Source organism: Winogradskyella algicola, assembly GCF_005869935.1.
GTDB classification, from domain to species: domain Bacteria; phylum Bacteroidota; class Bacteroidia; order Flavobacteriales; family Flavobacteriaceae; genus Winogradskyella; species Winogradskyella algicola.
Map to the genome: position 1 here is coordinate 192,330 of NZ_SZQF01000001.1, position 18,631 is coordinate 210,960.

The window sequence follows — 18,631 nt, forward strand, 5'->3', positions numbered from 1 at the left end:
TTATTTAATATTAAATTTTATTAATGTTTATTTTAAAAATATTCATATATAATTAATAGTCATACTATATTTACACTAAAACAAAATCTATTAGTTATAGATTTATTTTTTATTTGTTAGTAAGATACGTTAATAAATTATGGTAGCATCAGACCAATGGGTAACCTACATGTATATTTTACTAGCAGTTTATGCTTTAGTTATACTCTATTTTGTAATACGAGGAGCTCGAAAAAACACCAATATTAAAGATTATGCAGTTGGGAATTTAGGTTTTCCTGCTTGGGTCGTTGGTTTGTCTTTAGCTGCGTCTATGACAAGTGCAGCTACATTTATAATCAATCCTGGTTTTATTGCACTTTATGGTTTTTCTGGAATTATTTCATTCGCTATTGTACTGCCTATTGCGGCATTTATTTCACTCATAGTATTTACTAAAGGTTTTGTAAAGCAAGGAAATGCGGTAAAAGCCACGACCATGGCACAGTGGATTGGCAAACGCTATAAGAGTAAAAATTATGCCTTTTTCTTCGGAATTATTGCCTTGCTTTTAATCACTTTTATTGTGCTTATTAATGTTGGTTTAACACAAGTCATCTCAAAAGCACTAAATGCAGACCCATTCTATATTTTGCTCTCTATAACTACTTTTGTGTTTGGCTACATGATGTTTGGAGGTGCAAATTCTATGGTTTATACCAATACTATTCAGGCAGTAATTATGTTTATTGTCGCTTTAATTTTAATAGGCTCTGGTTGGGAGTTCTTTTCAGAAGGTATAGGTGGTATAGTAAAAAAACTAAATGTAATTGATCCTAACCTTACAAAGCCTACTAACGAGAGTAGTTTTCTTTTTAGAGACTATTTTGAAATTATTGCCACACAAATAGTCATTGGCGTTGCTATTGTTTGTCAACCTCATATTATCACCAAATCGCTTTTACTCAAAGATTCTAGCAAAATAAACACCTATTTAGCTAGTGGAATCATCTTTATGATCGTATTCTTTTTGGTAGTAATTGTAGGCCTTTATGCCAGAATTAGTTTTCCAGATTTTATGGTAAACGGCAATAAATTAAAAATGGATGAAATCATTCCAACCTACGTAGTTACCAAGTTTTCTGTTGGTGTTGGGCTAATTATTGTTGTTGGCTTAATTTCAGCAGGACTTTCAACACTAGAAAGTTTAATTCAATCATTGTCGATCACCATTACTTCAGATATCATAGATCCTATTTCAAAAAACAAGCTAGGAAGCAAAACCATCATGGTAAATAAAATGGTTATTATCGGTTTAGCCATCGTCAGCTTTGTTTTGAGCTGGCAACAAATTAAGTCGCCCGACGTAAGCGTAGCTATTTTTGCTCAGAATGGTGTATATGCCTATTTCGCCGCAGCTTTTGTTCCTGTTCTATTTGGTACATTCTTAAAAAACGTAAGTACACGTTCTGTACTTATTGCTAGTATTACAGCTATTGTAGTGCACTTTGGCATATATTACGGAAGATTAACACCATACATGCAAGAACCTGTAAATAATCCTGGAGTATCAGCCGCTATCGGAATTGTTTCTTCGTTAATTATAGGATTCGTATTTTACAAACTAGATTTAAATAAACAACGTGAATACGCTAGACTGGACCGCTAAATGGGCTGATTACACGCCAAACAAAATTGCACTTACCTCTTACGATAGTGGTGAGCAATACTCATATAGCGATCTTAATACCTACGCTAATCGTTTAGTAGCAAAATTCAAAAAAAATGGATTACAAGAAGGTGACAGAGTAGCTGTTTTAGCAGAGCATGGCCTAGAATACATTGTTCTATTTGTAGCTTGCCAACGCCTGGGAATTATCTTGGTGCCATTAAACTATAGGTTCTCTGTTAACGAAATCCAAAAGCTGATTTTAGACTGTACACCTAGTCTATTTATTTATAGTAATAATCACTCTGAAAAGTACGAAGCGCTAAATATTACAAGTAAACATAGCTTTAACATTAAAGATGTTAGACATTTTTATTTAGATGATACTGTAAATAATGAATCTACAACTTATAAAATAAAGGAAAACAGTCCACTATTTATATTCTATACTTCTGGTACAACAGGACGACCGAAAGGTGTCATTTACACTAATAAAATGTTGTTTTGGAATAGTTTAAATACATCCATGCAGCTAGGGATAACATTTAGAGACTCTACTATAAATACACTTCCACCCTATCATACTTCGGGTTGGAATGTGTTTTTAACACCTTTGTTACACAAAGGAGCACATATTGGTATGCTAGAGAAGTTTAACCCCAGAAAAGTGCTTCAACTTTTAGAGGCTAACAGGACGACTCTTTTTATGGCTTTGCCAACCATGTTGTTAATGATGCAAAAAGAACCATGCTTTAAAACTATTAGCTTAAAAAAATTAAGATATATAATCTCAGGAGGGGAAAAAGTACCACCAGAATTAGTCTCGCATTGGAAAAACGAAAAGAACATCTACATAAGGCCAGGTTATGGCCTTACAGAAGCAGGTCCAAGTATTACTTCGCTTCATCATAAAATGGCACAATTAAAACCTAACTCTATAGGAAAACCCAACTTCTATCTCGAAACTAAAATTGTGGATAAGAACGGAAAAATTGTAAAAAACAACACCATTGGAGAACTTTGTATTAAGGGCAATATCGTAACTCCAGGGTATTGGAACAACTCTGTAGCCACGAGTAATAGCATTAAAAGAGGCTGGCTCTTTACAGGTGATTTTGCTTATAAAGATCGTGAAGGCTACCTATATGTAAAAGGGCGTAAAAACGACATGTATATTTCGGGTGGAGAAAATATTTATCCTCAGGAAATAGAAACCCACCTAGAAGCATTAGCTGGCATTAAAAAAGCTGTGGTTTTAAGTATAAAAGATGAAAAATGGGGAGAATGTGGCATTGCTTTTGTTACAGCAACAAATAAAGCATTAACAGCACAAGATATAAGAGAACTTTTAAAGGAAAGATTAGTGGCTTACAAACATCCTAAGTACATTTTCTTCTTAGACGATATACCATTAACGAGTATCGGAAAAGTATCTAGAATAAAATTATTGAAGTATTTCAATTCGATAAAAACTTAATAAAGATGAAACAACTAAAATTAGTTCTATTATTAACACTAATTAGCACTCCAATTTTCTCACAACAAGAATCAAAACCTATGAAAGAAGTCCTTTCAGAATATAAATTCGAAACAAAATCACTCACTTTAGACAGCTTAGACATTAGCTATGTAAAGGAAGGTAACGGCAACAAAACCCTCTTGTTCTTACATGGTTTAAGCAGTAATTCTGACGCATGGTCTAAAAATATTGAGACATTAAGTAAAAACTACACCTGCATTGCTTTAGATCTACCTGGCTATGGTAAATCTTCAAAACCAAAAGTGGATTATACTCCTACTTTTTTTGCAGATGTTGTTTACCAATTTCTTCAAAAATTAAAACTGAAAAATGTTGTTTTAGTAGGCCACTCAATGGGCGGGCAAGCTAGCATAAAAATAGCTGTACAATATCCTGAAGTCATTGACAAACTCATTTTAGTAGCGCCTGCAGGTTTAGAACAGTTTACAAAAACCGAAGGTGATATGATTAGAAATATCTATACTTCAGAAATGGTGAAGTATACCACAGATGAGCAAATAAGAAAAAACTATGCGTTAAACTTTTACAAGCAACCAGAAGATGTCTCTAAAATGATTGAAGACAGAATTAACATAAAATCCTCTTCTGATTTTGATGCACATTGCGAAGCCATTGTAAAGAGTGTGTCTGGTATGATTGACGATCCTGTTTTTGAGAATTTAAAAGATATTAACCAAAAGACATTAGTCATTTTTGGAAAAAACGACATGCTTATTCCAAATCGTTATTTTCACCCAACATTATCAGTAGAAAAAATTGGTGAAATCGCAAAAGAGCAAATCAAATCGGTAATCGTAGAGTATATTGATGAATCTGGGCATTTTGTTCAATTTGAAAAACCTGAAGGGATCAACACTCTAATTAATACATTTGTAAACAAGACTGATTAATGAAATGTTCCTTACCTGTGCTGAGCGCCGTCGAAGTATGACCATAAAAAATAAATATTAACGTTTGAAACAGAAGCTCAAGAAATTTACAGAGTTTAGCAAAACCATACTCCCACATGAAGCCAATTATTTAAAAAGAATAATTCAATTTACTGATGGAGAAAAGCTTCAAATCATAAATCTGTTAATTTCTAATGCACTATCTAAACTAGAATTTAAGGAATATGACACTACAATTAACAAAAGAAAGTATTCCTATATCAAAGATTGGATTGAAAAAAAGTTGCTTTATATAGATGTAGATGCCACTATAGATTGGCTCATTTCTCTCAAAAAGAAAATTCTAACAGATGCCATTACTTCAGCTGAGGAGTTAGAGTTCCTTCAGTACATTATTCAATATAAAGCTATCGAATACAACTTTCAAAGCCTTTATGAGCTTGCAAAAGAGTACAAGTCGTATTTATTGGTTAGAATGCGCTATAAAGACCACGAGATCATTGCGCGCTTTTTAAACAATTACGAATCAGCTTACAAAAAGTCGATCTCTATTCACGAAAAACTTTATGCAGCAACAACAGAAATCACCAACCAATATACACTAAATAATAACGAAACAAAGCATTTAGAATCTTGGCTGTCTGAAGTCTTTAACAATCAAGACCTTGATGGTAAAAACAGGTATCAAGCCTTTGTTTTATTGGCATTTATGTACACCAATTATAACGAAAACGAAAAGTTAAAGTCTCTTTTTGACCAAATTGACGTTCATTTTAGTAAGGGCGAAATGTACTCGAGACGTTTGCTCTCTAATTACTATGCCAGCAGAGTATTACTACATTCTAAGCAAAACGAATTTAAGGAAGCTGAGTATTACGGATACCTCTCCATTCGCCAAAACAATAATGATACATTAATGTACGTAAATAATTTGGCAGCTATCTTACTTAGAAACGGTAATTTTAAGCGGGCTTTTGAGCTCTTTGAAAACTACAAGGAGTTATACAGGGATGTAAATAATTACCATCAAAAAATAGGATTTTGTTCGTACTTAATCCGAATATATGCTGAATTGGACAAAGTAGAACTTGCAGAGGCCACTGCTAAAACATTTTTAAAAAAATATAAAAACGAAGTTCTTCAGCACCGTTGGCATCACTTTTTTACCTCATATATTAATATTTTAATTTCGAGAGAAAAATATGATGAAGTTTTAAAGCTGTCCTCAAAATTCAATCTTATCAAAAAAGAAAAGGAACATCAAAAGAAAAAGAATTATGTCCCTAATATATCTTGGAGCATATCACTCTCTAGGTATATGGAGGGCAAAATAAATTCTGAAAAATTATTTAACGAAATAAAGGAACCTCTAAAATGTATTGAGCCTACCTTAAACCAAAAACAGTTAATATTAAAGGTTATAGATCAGCTTTCTAAAAATCTACCTGAGGCATTTTTAAAGCTAAAGTCACACATCTAAAAAAACGTTTAAAAAACTACAAAAATAGAAGCTAAACCTCTTTTCTGATCTCATAACTATAAAAAGTCACATTTTGATACTTTCTTTTTTAAACGTGTATGTTTTCTTTTTCATAATAGATTGCAATAAAATGTAATCAAACAACTAATCTATAATTATGAAACAATTATTACTATTACTAACCCTTATTGGCTCTCTATTTGCTAGTGCTCAAAACACAGGAAAAATAGAAGGGAAAATAACTCTTGGAGATGGTATGCCATTATCAGGAGCAACTGTTTATATTGAAGCGTTAGACAAAGGTGCTGTTACAGATTTTGACGGTAATTTTACTATTAACGATGTTGCCGAAGGCACTCATAGTGTTTCAATTTCATACGTAGGTTTTGAAACTGTAACACAAGATATTTCTGTTACAGCAGGACAAACAACAATGCTAAATACAATATTAAAAGAGTCTGACAGTTTGCTAAACGAAGTTATTATCACTTCGAGCAAGCAGCCTCAAAAAATTACAGACGTGCCAGCTTCTGTTAGTGTTATTAGAGCACAAGACATCCAACAGTTCCCAAGTTTTAATATCGGAGAACTTGCCGCAAGACAAAAGGGTGTGGACTTTGTTCGTACAGGTGTTTTAGGAACAGGTATTAATATTAGAGGTTTTAACTCAGCTTTTAATTCAAAAAACCTTCAGGTTACAGATGACAGGGTTTCAATGCTCATAGCCACAGGACTACCATTCGGAACATTCTCAACAGTTACTAAAGATGATATAAAACGTGTTGAAATTCTTTTAGGACCTAACGGAACACTCTACGGACCTAACGCTCACAATGGTTTAGTGAGTACAATTACAAAAAACCCGAGAACATCTGAAGGAACTACTCTCGTTTTTGGTGGTGGTAACCAAAACGTTATCACAGGTCGTTTACGCCATGCTCAGGTTATCAATGATAGATTATCATACAAAGTTCATTTTGAAAGAACAGCTGGTAGGGAGTTTCAGTATGTGGACTCAGTCTACGTTGGTAATACAGCATATACAGAAGAGAGATTAGATCGTGATTTTGATATATTAAGATATGGTGGTGCAGTACACTACAAGACTGGTAAGCAGTCTGAACTTATCGGATACTATGGTCACAGCAATAATACCAATTTAGGGGTAACTAATGCAGGTAGAAACCAAATTAAAGATTGGACTATAGACCTTGCACAGTTAAAATTTGTTTCTAAAAACTTCTTCGCCAATGCATATTACACATGGAGTAGAACAGATGAGACTTACGCCATCAATCAGCGTACACAAAACTATGTTTCTTTTATTGAAAATGGTTTCTCTGAAGAAGAAGCTTGGGATCGTGCGCTTTTTGAGCAATGGGTACCTGCTTTTGGTATAGCTATACCAAGAGGGGCTTTATTTAGGGACGCATCCGAACGTTTTAACGCAGAAGCACAGTACAATAATAATTGGGGTAACTTTCACCTAACGGTTGGTGCGCAATACCAGTTAGACATGGCAGATTCTAAAGGTACTTATCTATTAGACCAAGATGGACCGATAGAAATAGGACAAACAGGTGTTTACGGACAATTTGAATATAAATTAGACTCTGGCTGGAATTTCTTAGCAGGTATACGAGCAGATAATCATGATTTGTACGGCACCAATATACTACCAAAAGCCGCTATTACAAAAGCAATAGATGCAGGAACGTTTAGACTTACCTACGGAAGAGGTATGGCGGTACCGTCGATACTTAACCTTAGTGGTAATCTATTTGGTGGTCTAGTTTTAGGAAATGGCGAAGGATTTACACGAAGTGATGGTTCTGTAATTGATCCGTTAGAAGTTGAAACAATTAACACGTTCGAACTTGGCTTTAAAGGACAATTAGCTGATAAACTATTTATTGATACAAGTGTTTATTACAACATGTCAGAAAATTTCATAAGTCCATTACGTAATATTGCTGATGCAGAGAATGGTATTTTTGTTACCGAAATAGGTGGTCAGCCAATTGATGATGTAGTACCTGGTGCAAGTGCTTCACCATTTTTACTTACATATAGCAATTTTGGACAAGTTGATACTTACGGCTTTGATATCGGGTTAAACTATTATTTCTCTGATGCAGTAAGAGCAACGCTTAATTATTCTTATTTTGGAAGTGCAATAGACACAGACGACCTCAACAACGATGGTAACCTAGATGGTGTGGTTTTAGAAAGCGAGTTACCAATAAACACACCTGCCAATAAAGTAAATCTTGGATTGCATTACACAAAAAATAAATTCTACGGTGCCGTTTTTGGCCGTTGGATAGAAGATTATGATTTCTTCTCTGGTATCAATGTAGCTGCGAAAACTCAAGATTTAGATGGTGATGGTGTTAATGAAATCGTAGAAAATGCCCAAGTAGGAAGAACATGGAACTATGGTCCACTAGGTGGCTTTGTAATTGATGCCAACGTAGGATACACCTTAAATGACAACGTTTCGTTTGGTTTAAATGTTACCAATTTGTTTGACACAGAAATGAGAGAGTTTGTGGCTTCTCCAGCAATTGGTAGGCTAATTTCTTTTGAATTAAAATACAATCTCAATTTTACAAAAAACAAAAAGAACCAGTAACAACTAAACGTTTTTCTAATGCCACAAATTAGAGTTAATAATATTGACCTAGATTATGAAAATGTAGGCTCTGGCAATGTTTTGCTAATGCTTCATGGTTTGGGCTCTACAAAAAAAGATTGGGACGCTCAAGTCCCATTCTTCTCTAAGTACTTTAGAGTTATAACTTTAGATTTACGAGGTCATGGCAAATCAACGATACCGAAAACGGATTACGGTGTACATTTAATGACTGAAGATGTTAAATGTTTTTTAGAAGCCCTAGACATAAAAAAAGCAACTTTAATAGGTTTCTCGATGGGTGGCGCAGTGGCTTTTGACTTTGCAGCAAAACATCCGGAATATCTTGATAAGCTTGTAATTGTTAATAGTGGCCCAGATTTTAATAATATGGGACAAATTGGTGAAGATCTACTCCATAGTCGTACTAAGTTTTTGGAAACTAAAGGGCTTGAAGCATTAGCTAAAGAGATTTCATTTAACATGTTTCCCGAAGATCACCAAATAGGTTTAAGAAACGAGTTTGAAGAGCGTTGCAAACTAAACGATTATAATGCGTATTACAAATCCTTCACCACACTTATGAATTGGGGACTGGGCGAAAAACTAAAAGATATAAAAACCAAAACTCTAGTCGTAGCTTCAGACATGGATTACACACCTGTTTCTTTCAAAGAAGAGTACGTATCAAGACTACCAAATGCTAAACTAGTAGTAATAGAAAACTCTAGACACGGAGCTGTTTTAGATCAACCAGAGGCTTTTAATCATGCTTTGTTAAATTTTTTAAATAATGAATAAAGTAGCTCTCATTACAGGAAGCACAAGCGGTATAGGTCTTGGTATAGCCAAACATTTTGCTAAGGAAGGTTATAATATTATGTTTCACGGCTTAGAAGATAATGGTGAAGAGATTGCCAAATCTATAGGTGAAGAATACAAGATTACAACTTCATTTTCTAATGCCAATATGTTACAGTCTGAAGCCATAGAGAATCTTGTTCAACAAACCATTGAAACACTTGGAACAATCCATGTTTTAATCAACAATGCAGGTATTCAATTTGTATCACCTATTGAGGAATTTCCAAATACAAAATATGAAAACATCATAGCTGTGAATATGAATGCGGCTTTCTACGCATCAAAAGCTGCTTGGCCATACATGAAATCTCAAAAATTCGGTAGGATTATTAATATTTCTTCGGTTCATGGGTTAAGAGCCTCAGAATATAAAACAGCATATGTCGCAGCAAAGCATGGTGTTATTGGCATGACCAAAGTATTGGCATTAGAAGGAGCAAACCATAATATCACATGTAATGCCATTTGCCCTGGGTATGTAAAAACACCGTTAGTAGAAGGTCAAATAAAAGACCAAGCAAAAGCGCACCAAATGTCTAAAGAAGAAGTCGTTGAAAAAGTAATGCTAAAAAAACAAGCTGTTAAAGAGTTTGTACCATTAAAAGCTATTGCCGATATGGCTTTATTATTGGCTAAGGATAGCTCTGCAACGATAACAGGCACTTCTTTTGCCTTAGATGGAGGTTGGAGTGCACAATAAACAAGGAATAGTATTATATAATTTGATAAGAGTTAGTTAATTGGTAAAGAGTATTTTTTCAAATTATTAAATACAATTTGTAGACCTATAATCTGCAATACATAAAGACATCAGAAGAATCTTTTAAGTTTTTATTTATCTTCTGATGTCTATTTTTTTATGTAATTACACTTTTACTTTCCTAACATTAACAACTCATTACAAACCACTTCTGTGGTGTAACGTTTCATACCGTCTTTGTCTTCCCAAGAGCGTGTTGTCAACTTACCTTCTATAGCTACTTCTTTACCTTTGGTTACAAATTTTTCAATAATCTGAGCTGTTTTTCCCCAAGCCACAATATTGTGCCATTGTGTGTCTGTTACTTTTTCACCATTGGCATTTTTGTAACTTTCATTAGTAGCGATGGAAAACTTTGCCAACATTTTACCAGACTCAAGGTTAATGATTTCTGGGTCTTTTCCTAAATTACCAATCAACTGTACTTTGTTTTTTAATGTGTTCATGTGTTCTAAATTTTATATGTTAAACAGTTAATACAATTGAACCTTCAATGATTCAACACTGCAAAGATGAGATGACTAGCAAACTTTAGTCGGTAGTTACCTATTTAATTTCGTTTGTAAATGTTTGTAGTCGTTTGCAAACGTATAATGCTTTGTTATTATAGGCATCTATATACAATTTACCACAAACATTATAAGTAATTTTACGTTAGCGAGATTTCGCTTTTTTGAGAAGTACGCAATTCATTTAACCGTCTTACCCTTGCCACTAATTCAGCAATTCGAGATTGAGCACCTTGCCGACCATTCAAGGTCTAATTAAACTATTGCAGTCAATGAACGTGACGATCTTATCTATAATTCTACTAACATTATAGAATTAATCATCCTTTTTATCTTTATTGTCCTCTTTAGGTTGAAGAACTGACACCTTTAGAACGTCGTCCAAAGTGCCTTTAATTTTTAAACTACCGTTTTTGTTGGTAGGTTTTTTGTCGTGATTTTTAGTCATAAAACAAAGATAGTCAATGTATTTTAAAAAAAATTATATATTAGCGATTCTATCCCTTAAGTAGAAATAAAAGTTAACGTATGAGTATTTTATATCTAAACATCGCATTAGATGTGTGCCTGACTTTGTTCTATGGTATTATATCTGGAGTAGTAGCGGCTGTTGTTTACTATTACATAATGAAGAGTATTAAGCCAAAAATTGAAATTAGTGATCACATAGCTAAAGAAAAAAAACTAGATGAAAATGGTAATCATATTAAAGATGAGCATGGCAACCTTCAATATGAATATGTTTTAAAAATTATAAATAGAACCAAATCTAACATTGAAGATGTGTCATATCAAATGTTTATAATGGAGGATTGGTTTGAAGGTCCAACTGTCGGAAATAAAAATTATGAAGCTAGAGATATTGCTTTTAAAAAAAGAAATTCAGTAAAATTTATAGTTGGTACAAAAGAAAAGAATACAACTTATTTTGATAATTGTCGACAAATTGCTTTAAATGGAAATTTAGAGAAAGAATGGGACAAAAACAATGAATGGGTAGAGTTTCAGATAGTATCATACCATTCTAAGTCTGGTAGTAGAAAAGTTCATAAAATGAAATATACTGATAGAAAGTCACATATAGTTTGTGGCAAGTTCAATTCTGGTGAAACAATGGAAATAATTCCAGATTAACACAACATTGGCACAATATTTACATTATTTATTATATATTTGTTTAACTTCAAAATTCTAAAATTATGAAATTCAATCATTTAAACGACATTAGACATTAATGTGTTAAGTGTCAAAAATTAGAAAATTAATTAATTCAAAATATAAAAGAGACCGCTATTGTAGCGGTCTCTTTGTATTTTATATATTAGTTAATCTCTTATAACTCAAAGTACTTTCACTATCTTGTAAAAACTTTTCAAAACGCTCTTGACTATCTAAAGAACGAGTATTAAATCTAGCCGAATACTCATCTAAATAACGTTCTAAATGCTTATCACTTACTTGGTGGTAAATACCATAAAGACCACGCTTTAAAACAGACCAAAAGTTCTCAATTGTATTGGTATGTACTTTAGATCCTCTACATAGATGTTAAATATCTGGAAATAAAAAAAGCACCTCCTAGCAGAGGTGCTTTGTGTTAGCTATTAATTTAAGAGTTCAATGGATTATATTAAGATTCCCCTTAAAAATCTTAACACGTCAAAAATAAAGAATAATAACCAGATACATGGTAAAATTTTATAAGAAAAATCTTTCAGTTTAATTACAAGCGTTTGTAAACGAATATTTTGTAATTTGTAGTATTCAAAAATTAGCTTATGCATAAAACGTGTCCTGAGTGCGGAGATCGAATTATTGGTCGGATTGACAAAAAGTTTTGTAGCGACAGTTGCAGAAACGCACATAATAATCGTATTAACAAAGACTCTAAAAATCTAATACGAAACACAAATAATAGGCTAAGAAAAAACTACAGAATTTTAGAAGCGTTAAACCCTAACAAAAAAACAAAATGCTCTAGAGCCAAACTCATAGAAAAGGGGTTTGACTTTAACTATTTTACAAGTATATACACCACAAAGGCAGGTGCTATATACTATTTTGTATATGACCAAGGCTACCTTCCTCTGGAAGGAGATTATTATGCTTTAGTAAAACGAAATGATTAACCTTTTGTGCTGCTATTCCAATTCTCTCCTTTAAGTTGTAAAGCGGCCTTAAGAATATCTTTCTGACTAATCTGACCTACCAACTTACCATTTTCTACAATAGGAAAACGTCTGCGTTTAGAGTTTAAAAACTTATTGGCTGCGTCAAAAACATCCATATTACCATCTATAGTTTCTACATCTCTTGCCATACGTTTTTCTACATTATCGTGTTCCAATGGCATATTATAATAACGACTTTCGCTAAGTTGCTTTAGACAATCACCTTCTGATATAATACCAACCAATTCTTGCCTCTCATTAACCACTGGTCCACCAGAAATTTTATACTTTATAAGAGATTCTACCACTTCTTGCACTGTTTGGTCTGGTTTAAACGTTATAAGATTAGTGGTCATGTAATCTCTTACTTTTAGTGCTGTTGCTGGTGCAGTATTCTGTTGCTGCTTGCGTGCTCCTTGAAAACTTTTTATTCCCATAACATTTAGTTTTTAGTGTTTAATTTAAAGTTACTGAAAATTAATCGGTTAGCAAAATCAAAAAATTCTTAAGTAATTGTTACGTACATTTATCATAAAACATAATTACATCTTGAAAAAGCAAATTAGTATAATAGGTTGTGGCTGGCTCGGTTTTGATTTAGCCCAAAACCTTATTAAAGAAGGTTACCACATTAAAGGCTCAACTACCACAGAAGATAAACTAAAAAAATTAGAAGATGCCAACATTGAAGCCTATCATATTCAACTAAATGAAGATGGTATAAGTGGAAATTACATCGATTTTTTAAAAGGAAGCGAATCGGTTATCGTTAATATTCCGCCTGGTTTAAGACGAAATCCTAATAAAAATCATGTGGCTGAAATACAGCATTTGATGGATGTAATAGCATATGAAAACATCAAAAACATTATATACATAAGCACTACTTCTGTTTTTAAAGACGATGTTGATTTTTCAACTTACAACGCTGATTCTGTTCCAAATGCAACATCCAACAGTAGTGAACAACTTATTACTGTTGAAAAGATGCTTAAAGAAAACACCAACTTTAATACTACAATCATTCGTTTTGGTGGTTTATTCGATGCGCAGAGACATCCTGCCATGTACTTAGCTGGTAGAACAGACATTTCTAACCCAGATGCACCTGTTAATCTTATTCATAAAGAAGATTGTATTAATATTATTTCTTTAATCCTAAAAAAAGATATTTGGAATCATGTTTTTAACGCAGTATTTCTTGAGCATCCTACCAAAAAAGAATACTATACTGCCTTTTGCAAACAACATCGGTTAGATCTACCGCAGTTCAACACTTCAGAAAAAAGTAAAGGAAAAATTATTGCAAGCACCAAAGTGGAACAACTTTTGAACTACAGTTTTAAACAGGCACTATAGAAATTAATAGTTTATTAAGAGCTATATTGACAAAATTTTATAGTTTTAGCCCTCAAAATTTTATTTATAATGAAACAGATTACAATTGCAGTTGTTATGCTTTTCTCGGTAAGTGTTTTTGCCCAGACTAACGCAGATTTAAAAGCACATTACGAGACTTTTTACAAAGAGATGAAAAAGCAAGGTGATGTACAAGGTATTATTAATGCATTAACGCATCTTAATATACTTGAGCCTTCAGTAGCAAGAAAAGATACTTTAGCTTATTTATACCTTTCAGAAGGTAAATATATGCAAGCTCTAAACACTATTGGTGTAGAAAAAAATGCTTCAGATTCTGATATGAATGTTGAAGTAAAAGCTTTAGCTCTTAAAAATCTTAATCAACCAAAACTAGCTTTAGAGCATTATGAGGTTTTATTTAAAAGAGATCCGAATGTGTATTTAGCTTATGAAATGGCTGATATGAAAATTCAAGTGAATGATTTAGCTGGTGCTAAAACTAATATTGAATATGGTTTGGCTAATGTAAAAGACGATATGAAACGTGCGTTTTACGAAACTCAGCAACCCTATGAAACGTCTATGAAAGCTGCGCTTCTTTGTTTAAAAGGCTTACTAATGTTTACTGAAAATAAATCAGCTAACATTGATGCTGCTATTAAACTTATGAATGATGCACTTGCCATTGATCCTAATTTTAATTTGGCAAAAGTTAGCAGACAAGCATTAGAAAGCCAAAAAGCACAACAAGCCGCTGCTAACAAGAACTAAATTCTTAAAAATATTGAACAAAAAAGCTGCCCAATGGGCAGCTTTTTTAGTTTTAATTCACCTTTAGTTTACCATATTCTTACACGCTCTTCTGGCGGTAAGTACATAGCGTCACCTTCTTTAATATCAAATGCTTCATAAAAAGCATCAACATTCTTTAAAGGCTGTGTAGCTCTAATATGACCTGGAGAGTGCGGATCTGTATTAATTTGTGTTCTTAAAGCTTCATCTCTAATAAGTGTTCTCCATACTGTTGCCCAAGACATAAAGAAACGTTGCTCTGGTGTAAATCCATCAATATCATCAGGTCTTCCGTTTTCTTTAAAGTATAATTGTAATCCGTCATAAGCACCTAGTACTCCACCTAAATCACCTATATTTTCACCTAAAGTAAAAGGGCCATTAACATAAACACTATCCAATACTTCTATCGCAGAGTACTGATCTGCTAATGCTTTTCCTCGCTTTTCAAACTCAGCTAAATCTTCAGGTGTCCACCAATTATTTACATTACCATCACCATCAAAACGCGCACCAGAATCATCAAAGGCATGTGAGATTTCATGGCCAATGACAGCGCCTATTCCACCGTAGTTAACAGCTTCATCTGCTGTGTAGTTGTAGAAAGGAGGTTGCAAAATTGCTGCTGGAAAAACAATCTCGTTGTTTAATGGATTGTGGTAAGCATTTACCATTTGTGGTGGCATTCCCCATTTTGTTTTGTCCACAGGCTCGTTGATTTCACTTAAGTTTTTGTTTTGAGACCATGCACTAACAGCCAACATGTTTTCTGCATAAGAATTTCCTTCTTTTACTTGTAGATCTGAGTAGCCTTCCCACTCATCTGGATAAGCAATTTTCACAGTAAACTTGTCCAGCTTTTCAATAGCTTTCTTTTTAGTTTCATCACTCATCCAATCTAAATTGGTAATTCTGTTTTGAAATGCTGTTATAACATTTTCTATCATTTTCTCAGCTTTCTCTTTTGCTTCTGGTGGAAATTTTGCCTGCACGTAAAGTTGGCCCACAGCTTCACCAACACTTCCATCTACAGTGCCAAGAGCTCGCTCATCTGCAGGACGCATAGCTTTAGAACCGTTTAAAGTTTTTCCATAAAACTCCCAATTGGCTTTTTCAATTTCTGTAGTTAAATAACCTGCGGCTCCGTTTAAAGTACTCCAGTCCATTAACGTCTTAATATCTTCTATTGAAGTTGATCTTAAAAACGCATCCATAACCTTCATATACTTTGGCTGCATTACCAAAAGCGTATCTACTTTCTTTTCAATTCCCATATCGTCCATAAACTTTTGCCAATTGATAGATGGTGCCATTTTTTGTAAATCAGCAACTGATGTTGGATTGTTGAAATTTCTAATATCTCTACTAGCAACTTTATCTAAACGTGGTTCAGCAAGTTGTGTTTCCATAGCAAGGATTTTCTCAGCTGCAACTTTAGCATCAGTTTCAGAGTAATTTATGTATTGAAGCATTCTTGCTATATGATCTACATATTGTCCTCTTATTTCTTTAGTTTTTTCGTCTTGATCTAAATAATAATCGCGCTGTAATCCTAAACCTGCTGGGAACAACCAGGCCATGTTCATACTACTATCATTAAGCCCAGGATTAGAGCCTATTCCTGCAAATGGCGCTCCTACTCCTAGTGTTGAAGCATAAACTGTCTGCATGTCGTTTAAGTTCTTAATCCCATCTATTTTATCTAATAATGGCTGTATTGGTTTTATACCAGCTTCATCTCGCGCAACTGTATCTAACTCAGATTCAAAAATCAACAATGCTTTTTGCTGGTCTGAGCCTTCTTTGTATGTTCCTAATTCTTTAGATGTATTTAAGATATTTAATACATCTTTTCTCGTAGATTTACGCAATACACCAAATCCGCCCCAACGTGTTTCATCGTCTGGAATGGTGTTTGTTTCTAGCCATTTTCCGTTAACATACTTGTAAAAATCTTCTTTAGGACTTACACTTGTGTCCATATTTTCCAAAATAATACCTGGAATTTTCTCTTCTGCCATGGCAGTGTCTTTCTTGGCTTCTTCCTTACATCCCAATACAGTAAAGAAAGCCAAACCTGATATCGCTAGAACGCGACTAAGATTGGTTTTCATGTGTTTTTAATTGTTTGATTAATTATGGTCACATGCAATTCGCTATTGATCATTCTAGAAAACGATTGTATTAAGAATGTGCTCGTGTCATAATTTGGTTTTAGTTAATTCGAATTAAACGTAATTAGTGATAAGACCTGTAGAACAGATAAATGTTACAACTTTAAAAAACTTTAACACAAATAAAGCGCTAGAATTCAGACTTTATTTTCTCATATAAATCGCGCTCTAACTTCTTATTTATTTGATAATTAAGATTAGAAAATGCGACTAACACTTCTTTTACACTTTGTAGTTTTAGTTGGTTGTCTATGTTATCTAGTATTAAATTTTCATTTAATCGTAAAAGTGTAGTTTCAATAATTGCGGTTCTCGATATGATAGGATTTGTTTTAAGTAAACTCGGAGTTTGTTTTTTAAATTCATCAATAAACTTTGTGAGTAGCTCCTTATCGCCATTAAAAAATGACAAATCTGCTTTTTTGAGATAATTAATCTGTATGGCCAATTCTTGATATTTTTCCCAATCTGCTACAGCTTTTTCACCTCTTGGGCTTAATACATAATCCGTGTATTTAAAACCCTCTATTGCTTTAGCTGTAATAACTGGTTGTTGAGTCGTATTTTCTTCAGTATTATCTTCAGAAGACAACTTATCATCTCCACAATTTATGAAGAGGAGAAAACATACATTTAGAAGGAAAAATCCAATTCTCATAACCGTTTTTATTTGATGTAAATATACTTAAACTATTATTTTCAATTTATAGTATATTCTTAAAATATAGATTATCAACTTTTTACTTAAACATCGTTTTTTTTGAAAATTTTAATTTTTGAACATATAAATTCTTCATATTTTTGAGAATACTTTAATTACACTTATGCCTTCTAAAATATTAATCATTGGAGCCTGTGGACAAATAGGCACAGAACTAACCACCAAGTTAAGGGAAATACATGGCGTTGAGAATGTTATTGCCAGCGATATTAATACCCGAAAATTAGATTTAGTAAACTCTGGCCCTTTTGAAATTATTGATGCCAAAAATTTTAATGCCATCAAAGATTGTTGTATTAACTACAATATCGATACAGTCTATCTGATGGCTGCGCTTTTAAGTGCAACAGGTGAAAAATATCCTATGGAAGCTTGGGATCTTAACATGAATTCGCTTTTTCATGTTTTGAACTTAGCAAAAGGTGGTACCATTAAAAAAGTATATTGGCCGAGTAGTATTGCTGTCTTTGGACCATCAACTCCAAGAGACCATACACCTCAGCACACAATTTGCGAACCAACCACAGTATACGGCATTACTAAACAAGTTGGTGAGCGTTGGTGCGAGTATTACCATAAAAAATATGGTGTTGATGTTAGGAGCATTCGTTATCCTGGTATTATTAGTCACAAAGCTATGCCTGGAGGTGGTACAACAGATTATGCTGTTGAGATTTATCATGAAGCCATCAAATCTGGTAGATACGAATGTTTTCTTTCTGAAAACACAAGTTTACCCATGATGTTTATGGATGATGCGATAAAAGCAACGGTAGATTTAATGGAAGCAACTGCTGAAAATTTAAGCATTAGATCTTCTTATAACCTTTCGGCGATTTCATTTACACCAAAAGAAATTTTTGAAAGCATAAAACATCACATTCCAGACTTTGAAATTACTTACAAACCAGATTTTAGGCAAGCCATTGCTGATAGTTGGCCATCAACAATTGATGATTCTGTAGCTAGAAATGATTGGAACTGGCAACACAGTTTTGATTTGGATGCAATGACAGAAGTGATGTTAAAAGAATTAAACAAAAGATATGCTAATGACTAGCCTTAACTGTCTAGTTTACATAATT

At 33.4% G+C, this 18,631-nt stretch carries 18 protein-coding genes; 12 read left to right on the top strand and 6 right to left on the bottom strand.

All coding sequences use genetic code 11. The annotated features are described in order from the left end of the window. Nucleotides 1–139 precede the first annotated feature (139 nt). The 7 genes from FC091_RS00760 (at nucleotide 140) to FC091_RS00790 (ending at nucleotide 9,757) form a co-directional block, all read left to right on the top strand. Nucleotides 140–1,648, top strand: coding sequence for a sodium/pantothenate symporter (locus FC091_RS00760; RefSeq protein WP_138432372.1), 1,509 nt, complete (start codon nucleotides 140–142; stop codon nucleotides 1,646–1,648). After that, complete coding sequence (locus FC091_RS00765) at nucleotides 1,623–3,125, top strand: class I adenylate-forming enzyme family protein (RefSeq protein ID WP_138432373.1); 1,503 nt, start codon at nucleotides 1,623–1,625, stop codon at nucleotides 3,123–3,125. Before FC091_RS00760 ends, FC091_RS00765 begins: the two co-directional genes overlap by 26 nt. A 5-nt stretch (nucleotides 3,126–3,130) precedes the next feature. After that, nucleotides 3,131–4,078, top strand: a complete 948-nt coding sequence (locus tag FC091_RS00770; protein WP_138432374.1) for an alpha/beta fold hydrolase — start codon at nucleotides 3,131–3,133, stop codon at nucleotides 4,076–4,078. Nucleotides 4,079–4,142: 64 nt separating this feature from the next. Further along, entirely contained in the window at nucleotides 4,143–5,558 is a 1,416-nt protein-coding gene (locus FC091_RS00775) for a hypothetical protein (protein WP_138432375.1), read from the top strand. A 157-nt stretch (nucleotides 5,559–5,715) separates the two neighbouring features. After that, nucleotides 5,716–8,193, top strand: a complete 2,478-nt coding sequence (locus tag FC091_RS00780; protein WP_138432376.1) for a TonB-dependent receptor — start codon at nucleotides 5,716–5,718, stop codon at nucleotides 8,191–8,193. Nucleotides 8,194–8,211: 18 nt separating this feature from the next. Continuing rightward, a complete protein-coding gene (locus FC091_RS00785) occupies nucleotides 8,212–8,994 on the top strand; it encodes an alpha/beta fold hydrolase (protein WP_138432377.1) in 783 nt (260 codons plus the stop codon). Beyond that, nucleotides 8,987–9,757 (top strand): 3-hydroxybutyrate dehydrogenase, encoded by a 771-nt coding sequence (locus FC091_RS00790; RefSeq protein WP_138432378.1) that lies wholly within the window; start codon nucleotides 8,987–8,989, stop codon nucleotides 9,755–9,757. The genes FC091_RS00785 and FC091_RS00790 overlap by 8 nt, the downstream gene beginning before the upstream one ends. 173 nt (nucleotides 9,758–9,930) lie before the next feature. Here FC091_RS00790 and FC091_RS00795 read toward each other — a convergent pair whose 3' ends face one another. Then, entirely contained in the window at nucleotides 9,931–10,263 is a 333-nt protein-coding gene (locus FC091_RS00795; RefSeq protein WP_138432379.1) for a single-stranded DNA-binding protein, read from the bottom strand. A 379-nt stretch (nucleotides 10,264–10,642) separates the two neighbouring features. After that, complete coding sequence (locus FC091_RS15355; protein ID WP_262708971.1) at nucleotides 10,643–10,774, bottom strand: hypothetical protein; 132 nt, start codon at nucleotides 10,772–10,774, stop codon at nucleotides 10,643–10,645. Between the two features lie 80 nt (nucleotides 10,775–10,854). On the opposite strand from FC091_RS15355, the gene FC091_RS00800 reads away from it, so the two are divergent. Then, nucleotides 10,855–11,460: a hypothetical protein gene (locus FC091_RS00800; RefSeq protein ID WP_138432380.1), complete on the top strand. Its 606-nt coding sequence runs from the start codon at nucleotides 10,855–10,857 to the stop codon at nucleotides 11,458–11,460. Between the two features lie 180 nt (nucleotides 11,461–11,640). Here FC091_RS00800 and FC091_RS00805 read toward each other — a convergent pair whose 3' ends face one another. Next, entirely contained in the window at nucleotides 11,641–11,838 is a 198-nt protein-coding gene (locus FC091_RS00805; RefSeq protein ID WP_138433059.1) for a transposase, read from the bottom strand. A gap of 266 nt (nucleotides 11,839–12,104) precedes the next feature. Here FC091_RS00805 and FC091_RS00810 point away from each other — a divergent pair, with 266 nt between their 5' ends. Continuing rightward, nucleotides 12,105–12,455: a hypothetical protein gene (locus FC091_RS00810; protein WP_138432381.1), complete on the top strand. Its 351-nt coding sequence runs from the start codon at nucleotides 12,105–12,107 to the stop codon at nucleotides 12,453–12,455. Here FC091_RS00810 and FC091_RS00815 read toward each other — a convergent pair. Beyond that, on the bottom strand, nucleotides 12,452–12,934 hold the full coding sequence (locus tag FC091_RS00815; RefSeq protein WP_138432382.1) for a CBS domain-containing protein: 483 nt from the start codon (nucleotides 12,932–12,934) through the stop codon (nucleotides 12,452–12,454). The two genes, FC091_RS00810 and FC091_RS00815, sit on opposite strands and share 4 nt — an antisense overlap. A 112-nt stretch (nucleotides 12,935–13,046) precedes the next feature. Here FC091_RS00815 and FC091_RS00820 point away from each other — a divergent pair, with 112 nt between their 5' ends. Together FC091_RS00820 and FC091_RS00825 are read left to right on the top strand one after the other, a co-directional pair. Next, nucleotides 13,047–13,856 carry an NAD(P)H-binding protein gene (locus tag FC091_RS00820; RefSeq protein WP_171032430.1) on the top strand — a complete coding sequence of 270 codons (810 nt, stop codon included), beginning with the start codon at nucleotides 13,047–13,049 and terminating at the stop codon, nucleotides 13,854–13,856. 69 nt (nucleotides 13,857–13,925) lie between these two features. Further along, nucleotides 13,926–14,630, top strand: a complete 705-nt coding sequence (locus FC091_RS00825) for a protein kinase family protein (RefSeq protein WP_138432384.1) — start codon at nucleotides 13,926–13,928, stop codon at nucleotides 14,628–14,630. Nucleotides 14,631–14,698: 68 nt separating this feature from the next. Here FC091_RS00825 and FC091_RS00830 read toward each other — a convergent pair whose 3' ends face one another. After that, a complete protein-coding gene (locus FC091_RS00830; RefSeq protein WP_138432385.1) occupies nucleotides 14,699–16,765 on the bottom strand; it encodes a M13 family metallopeptidase in 2,067 nt (688 codons plus the stop codon). A gap of 190 nt (nucleotides 16,766–16,955) precedes the next feature. Further along, nucleotides 16,956–17,483: a hypothetical protein gene (locus FC091_RS00835; protein WP_138432386.1), complete on the bottom strand. Its 528-nt coding sequence runs from the start codon at nucleotides 17,481–17,483 to the stop codon at nucleotides 16,956–16,958. A 166-nt stretch (nucleotides 17,484–17,649) separates the two neighbouring features. On the opposite strand from FC091_RS00835, the gene FC091_RS00840 reads away from it, so the two are divergent. After that, complete coding sequence (locus tag FC091_RS00840) at nucleotides 17,650–18,606, top strand: NAD-dependent epimerase/dehydratase family protein (RefSeq protein WP_138432387.1); 957 nt, start codon at nucleotides 17,650–17,652, stop codon at nucleotides 18,604–18,606. Nucleotides 18,607–18,631 lie beyond the last annotated feature (25 nt).

Coding starts and splice junctions, on each gene's coding strand:
- FC091_RS00770 (WP_138432374.1), top strand. CDS start 3,131: ATGAAACAACTAAAATTAGTTCTATTATTAACACTAATTAGCACTCCA.
- FC091_RS00795 (WP_138432379.1), bottom strand. CDS start 10,263: ATGAACACATTAAAAAACAAAGTACAGTTGATTGGTAATTTAGGAAAA.
- FC091_RS00810 (WP_138432381.1), top strand. CDS start 12,105: ATGCATAAAACGTGTCCTGAGTGCGGAGATCGAATTATTGGTCGGATT.
- FC091_RS00835 (WP_138432386.1), bottom strand. CDS start 17,483: ATGAGAATTGGATTTTTCCTTCTAAATGTATGTTTTCTCCTCTTCATA.
- FC091_RS00760 (WP_138432372.1), top strand. CDS start 140: ATGGTAGCATCAGACCAATGGGTAACCTACATGTATATTTTACTAGCA.
- FC091_RS15355 (WP_262708971.1), bottom strand. CDS start 10,774: ATGACTAAAAATCACGACAAAAAACCTACCAACAAAAACGGTAGTTTA.
- FC091_RS00825 (WP_138432384.1), top strand. CDS start 13,926: ATGAAACAGATTACAATTGCAGTTGTTATGCTTTTCTCGGTAAGTGTT.
- FC091_RS00780 (WP_138432376.1), top strand. CDS start 5,716: ATGAAACAATTATTACTATTACTAACCCTTATTGGCTCTCTATTTGCT.
- FC091_RS00785 (WP_138432377.1), top strand. CDS start 8,212: ATGCCACAAATTAGAGTTAATAATATTGACCTAGATTATGAAAATGTA.
- FC091_RS00840 (WP_138432387.1), top strand. CDS start 17,650: ATGCCTTCTAAAATATTAATCATTGGAGCCTGTGGACAAATAGGCACA.
- FC091_RS00800 (WP_138432380.1), top strand. CDS start 10,855: ATGAGTATTTTATATCTAAACATCGCATTAGATGTGTGCCTGACTTTG.
- FC091_RS00830 (WP_138432385.1), bottom strand. CDS start 16,765: ATGAAAACCAATCTTAGTCGCGTTCTAGCGATATCAGGTTTGGCTTTC.
- FC091_RS00790 (WP_138432378.1), top strand. CDS start 8,987: ATGAATAAAGTAGCTCTCATTACAGGAAGCACAAGCGGTATAGGTCTT.
- FC091_RS00815 (WP_138432382.1), bottom strand. CDS start 12,934: ATGGGAATAAAAAGTTTTCAAGGAGCACGCAAGCAGCAACAGAATACT.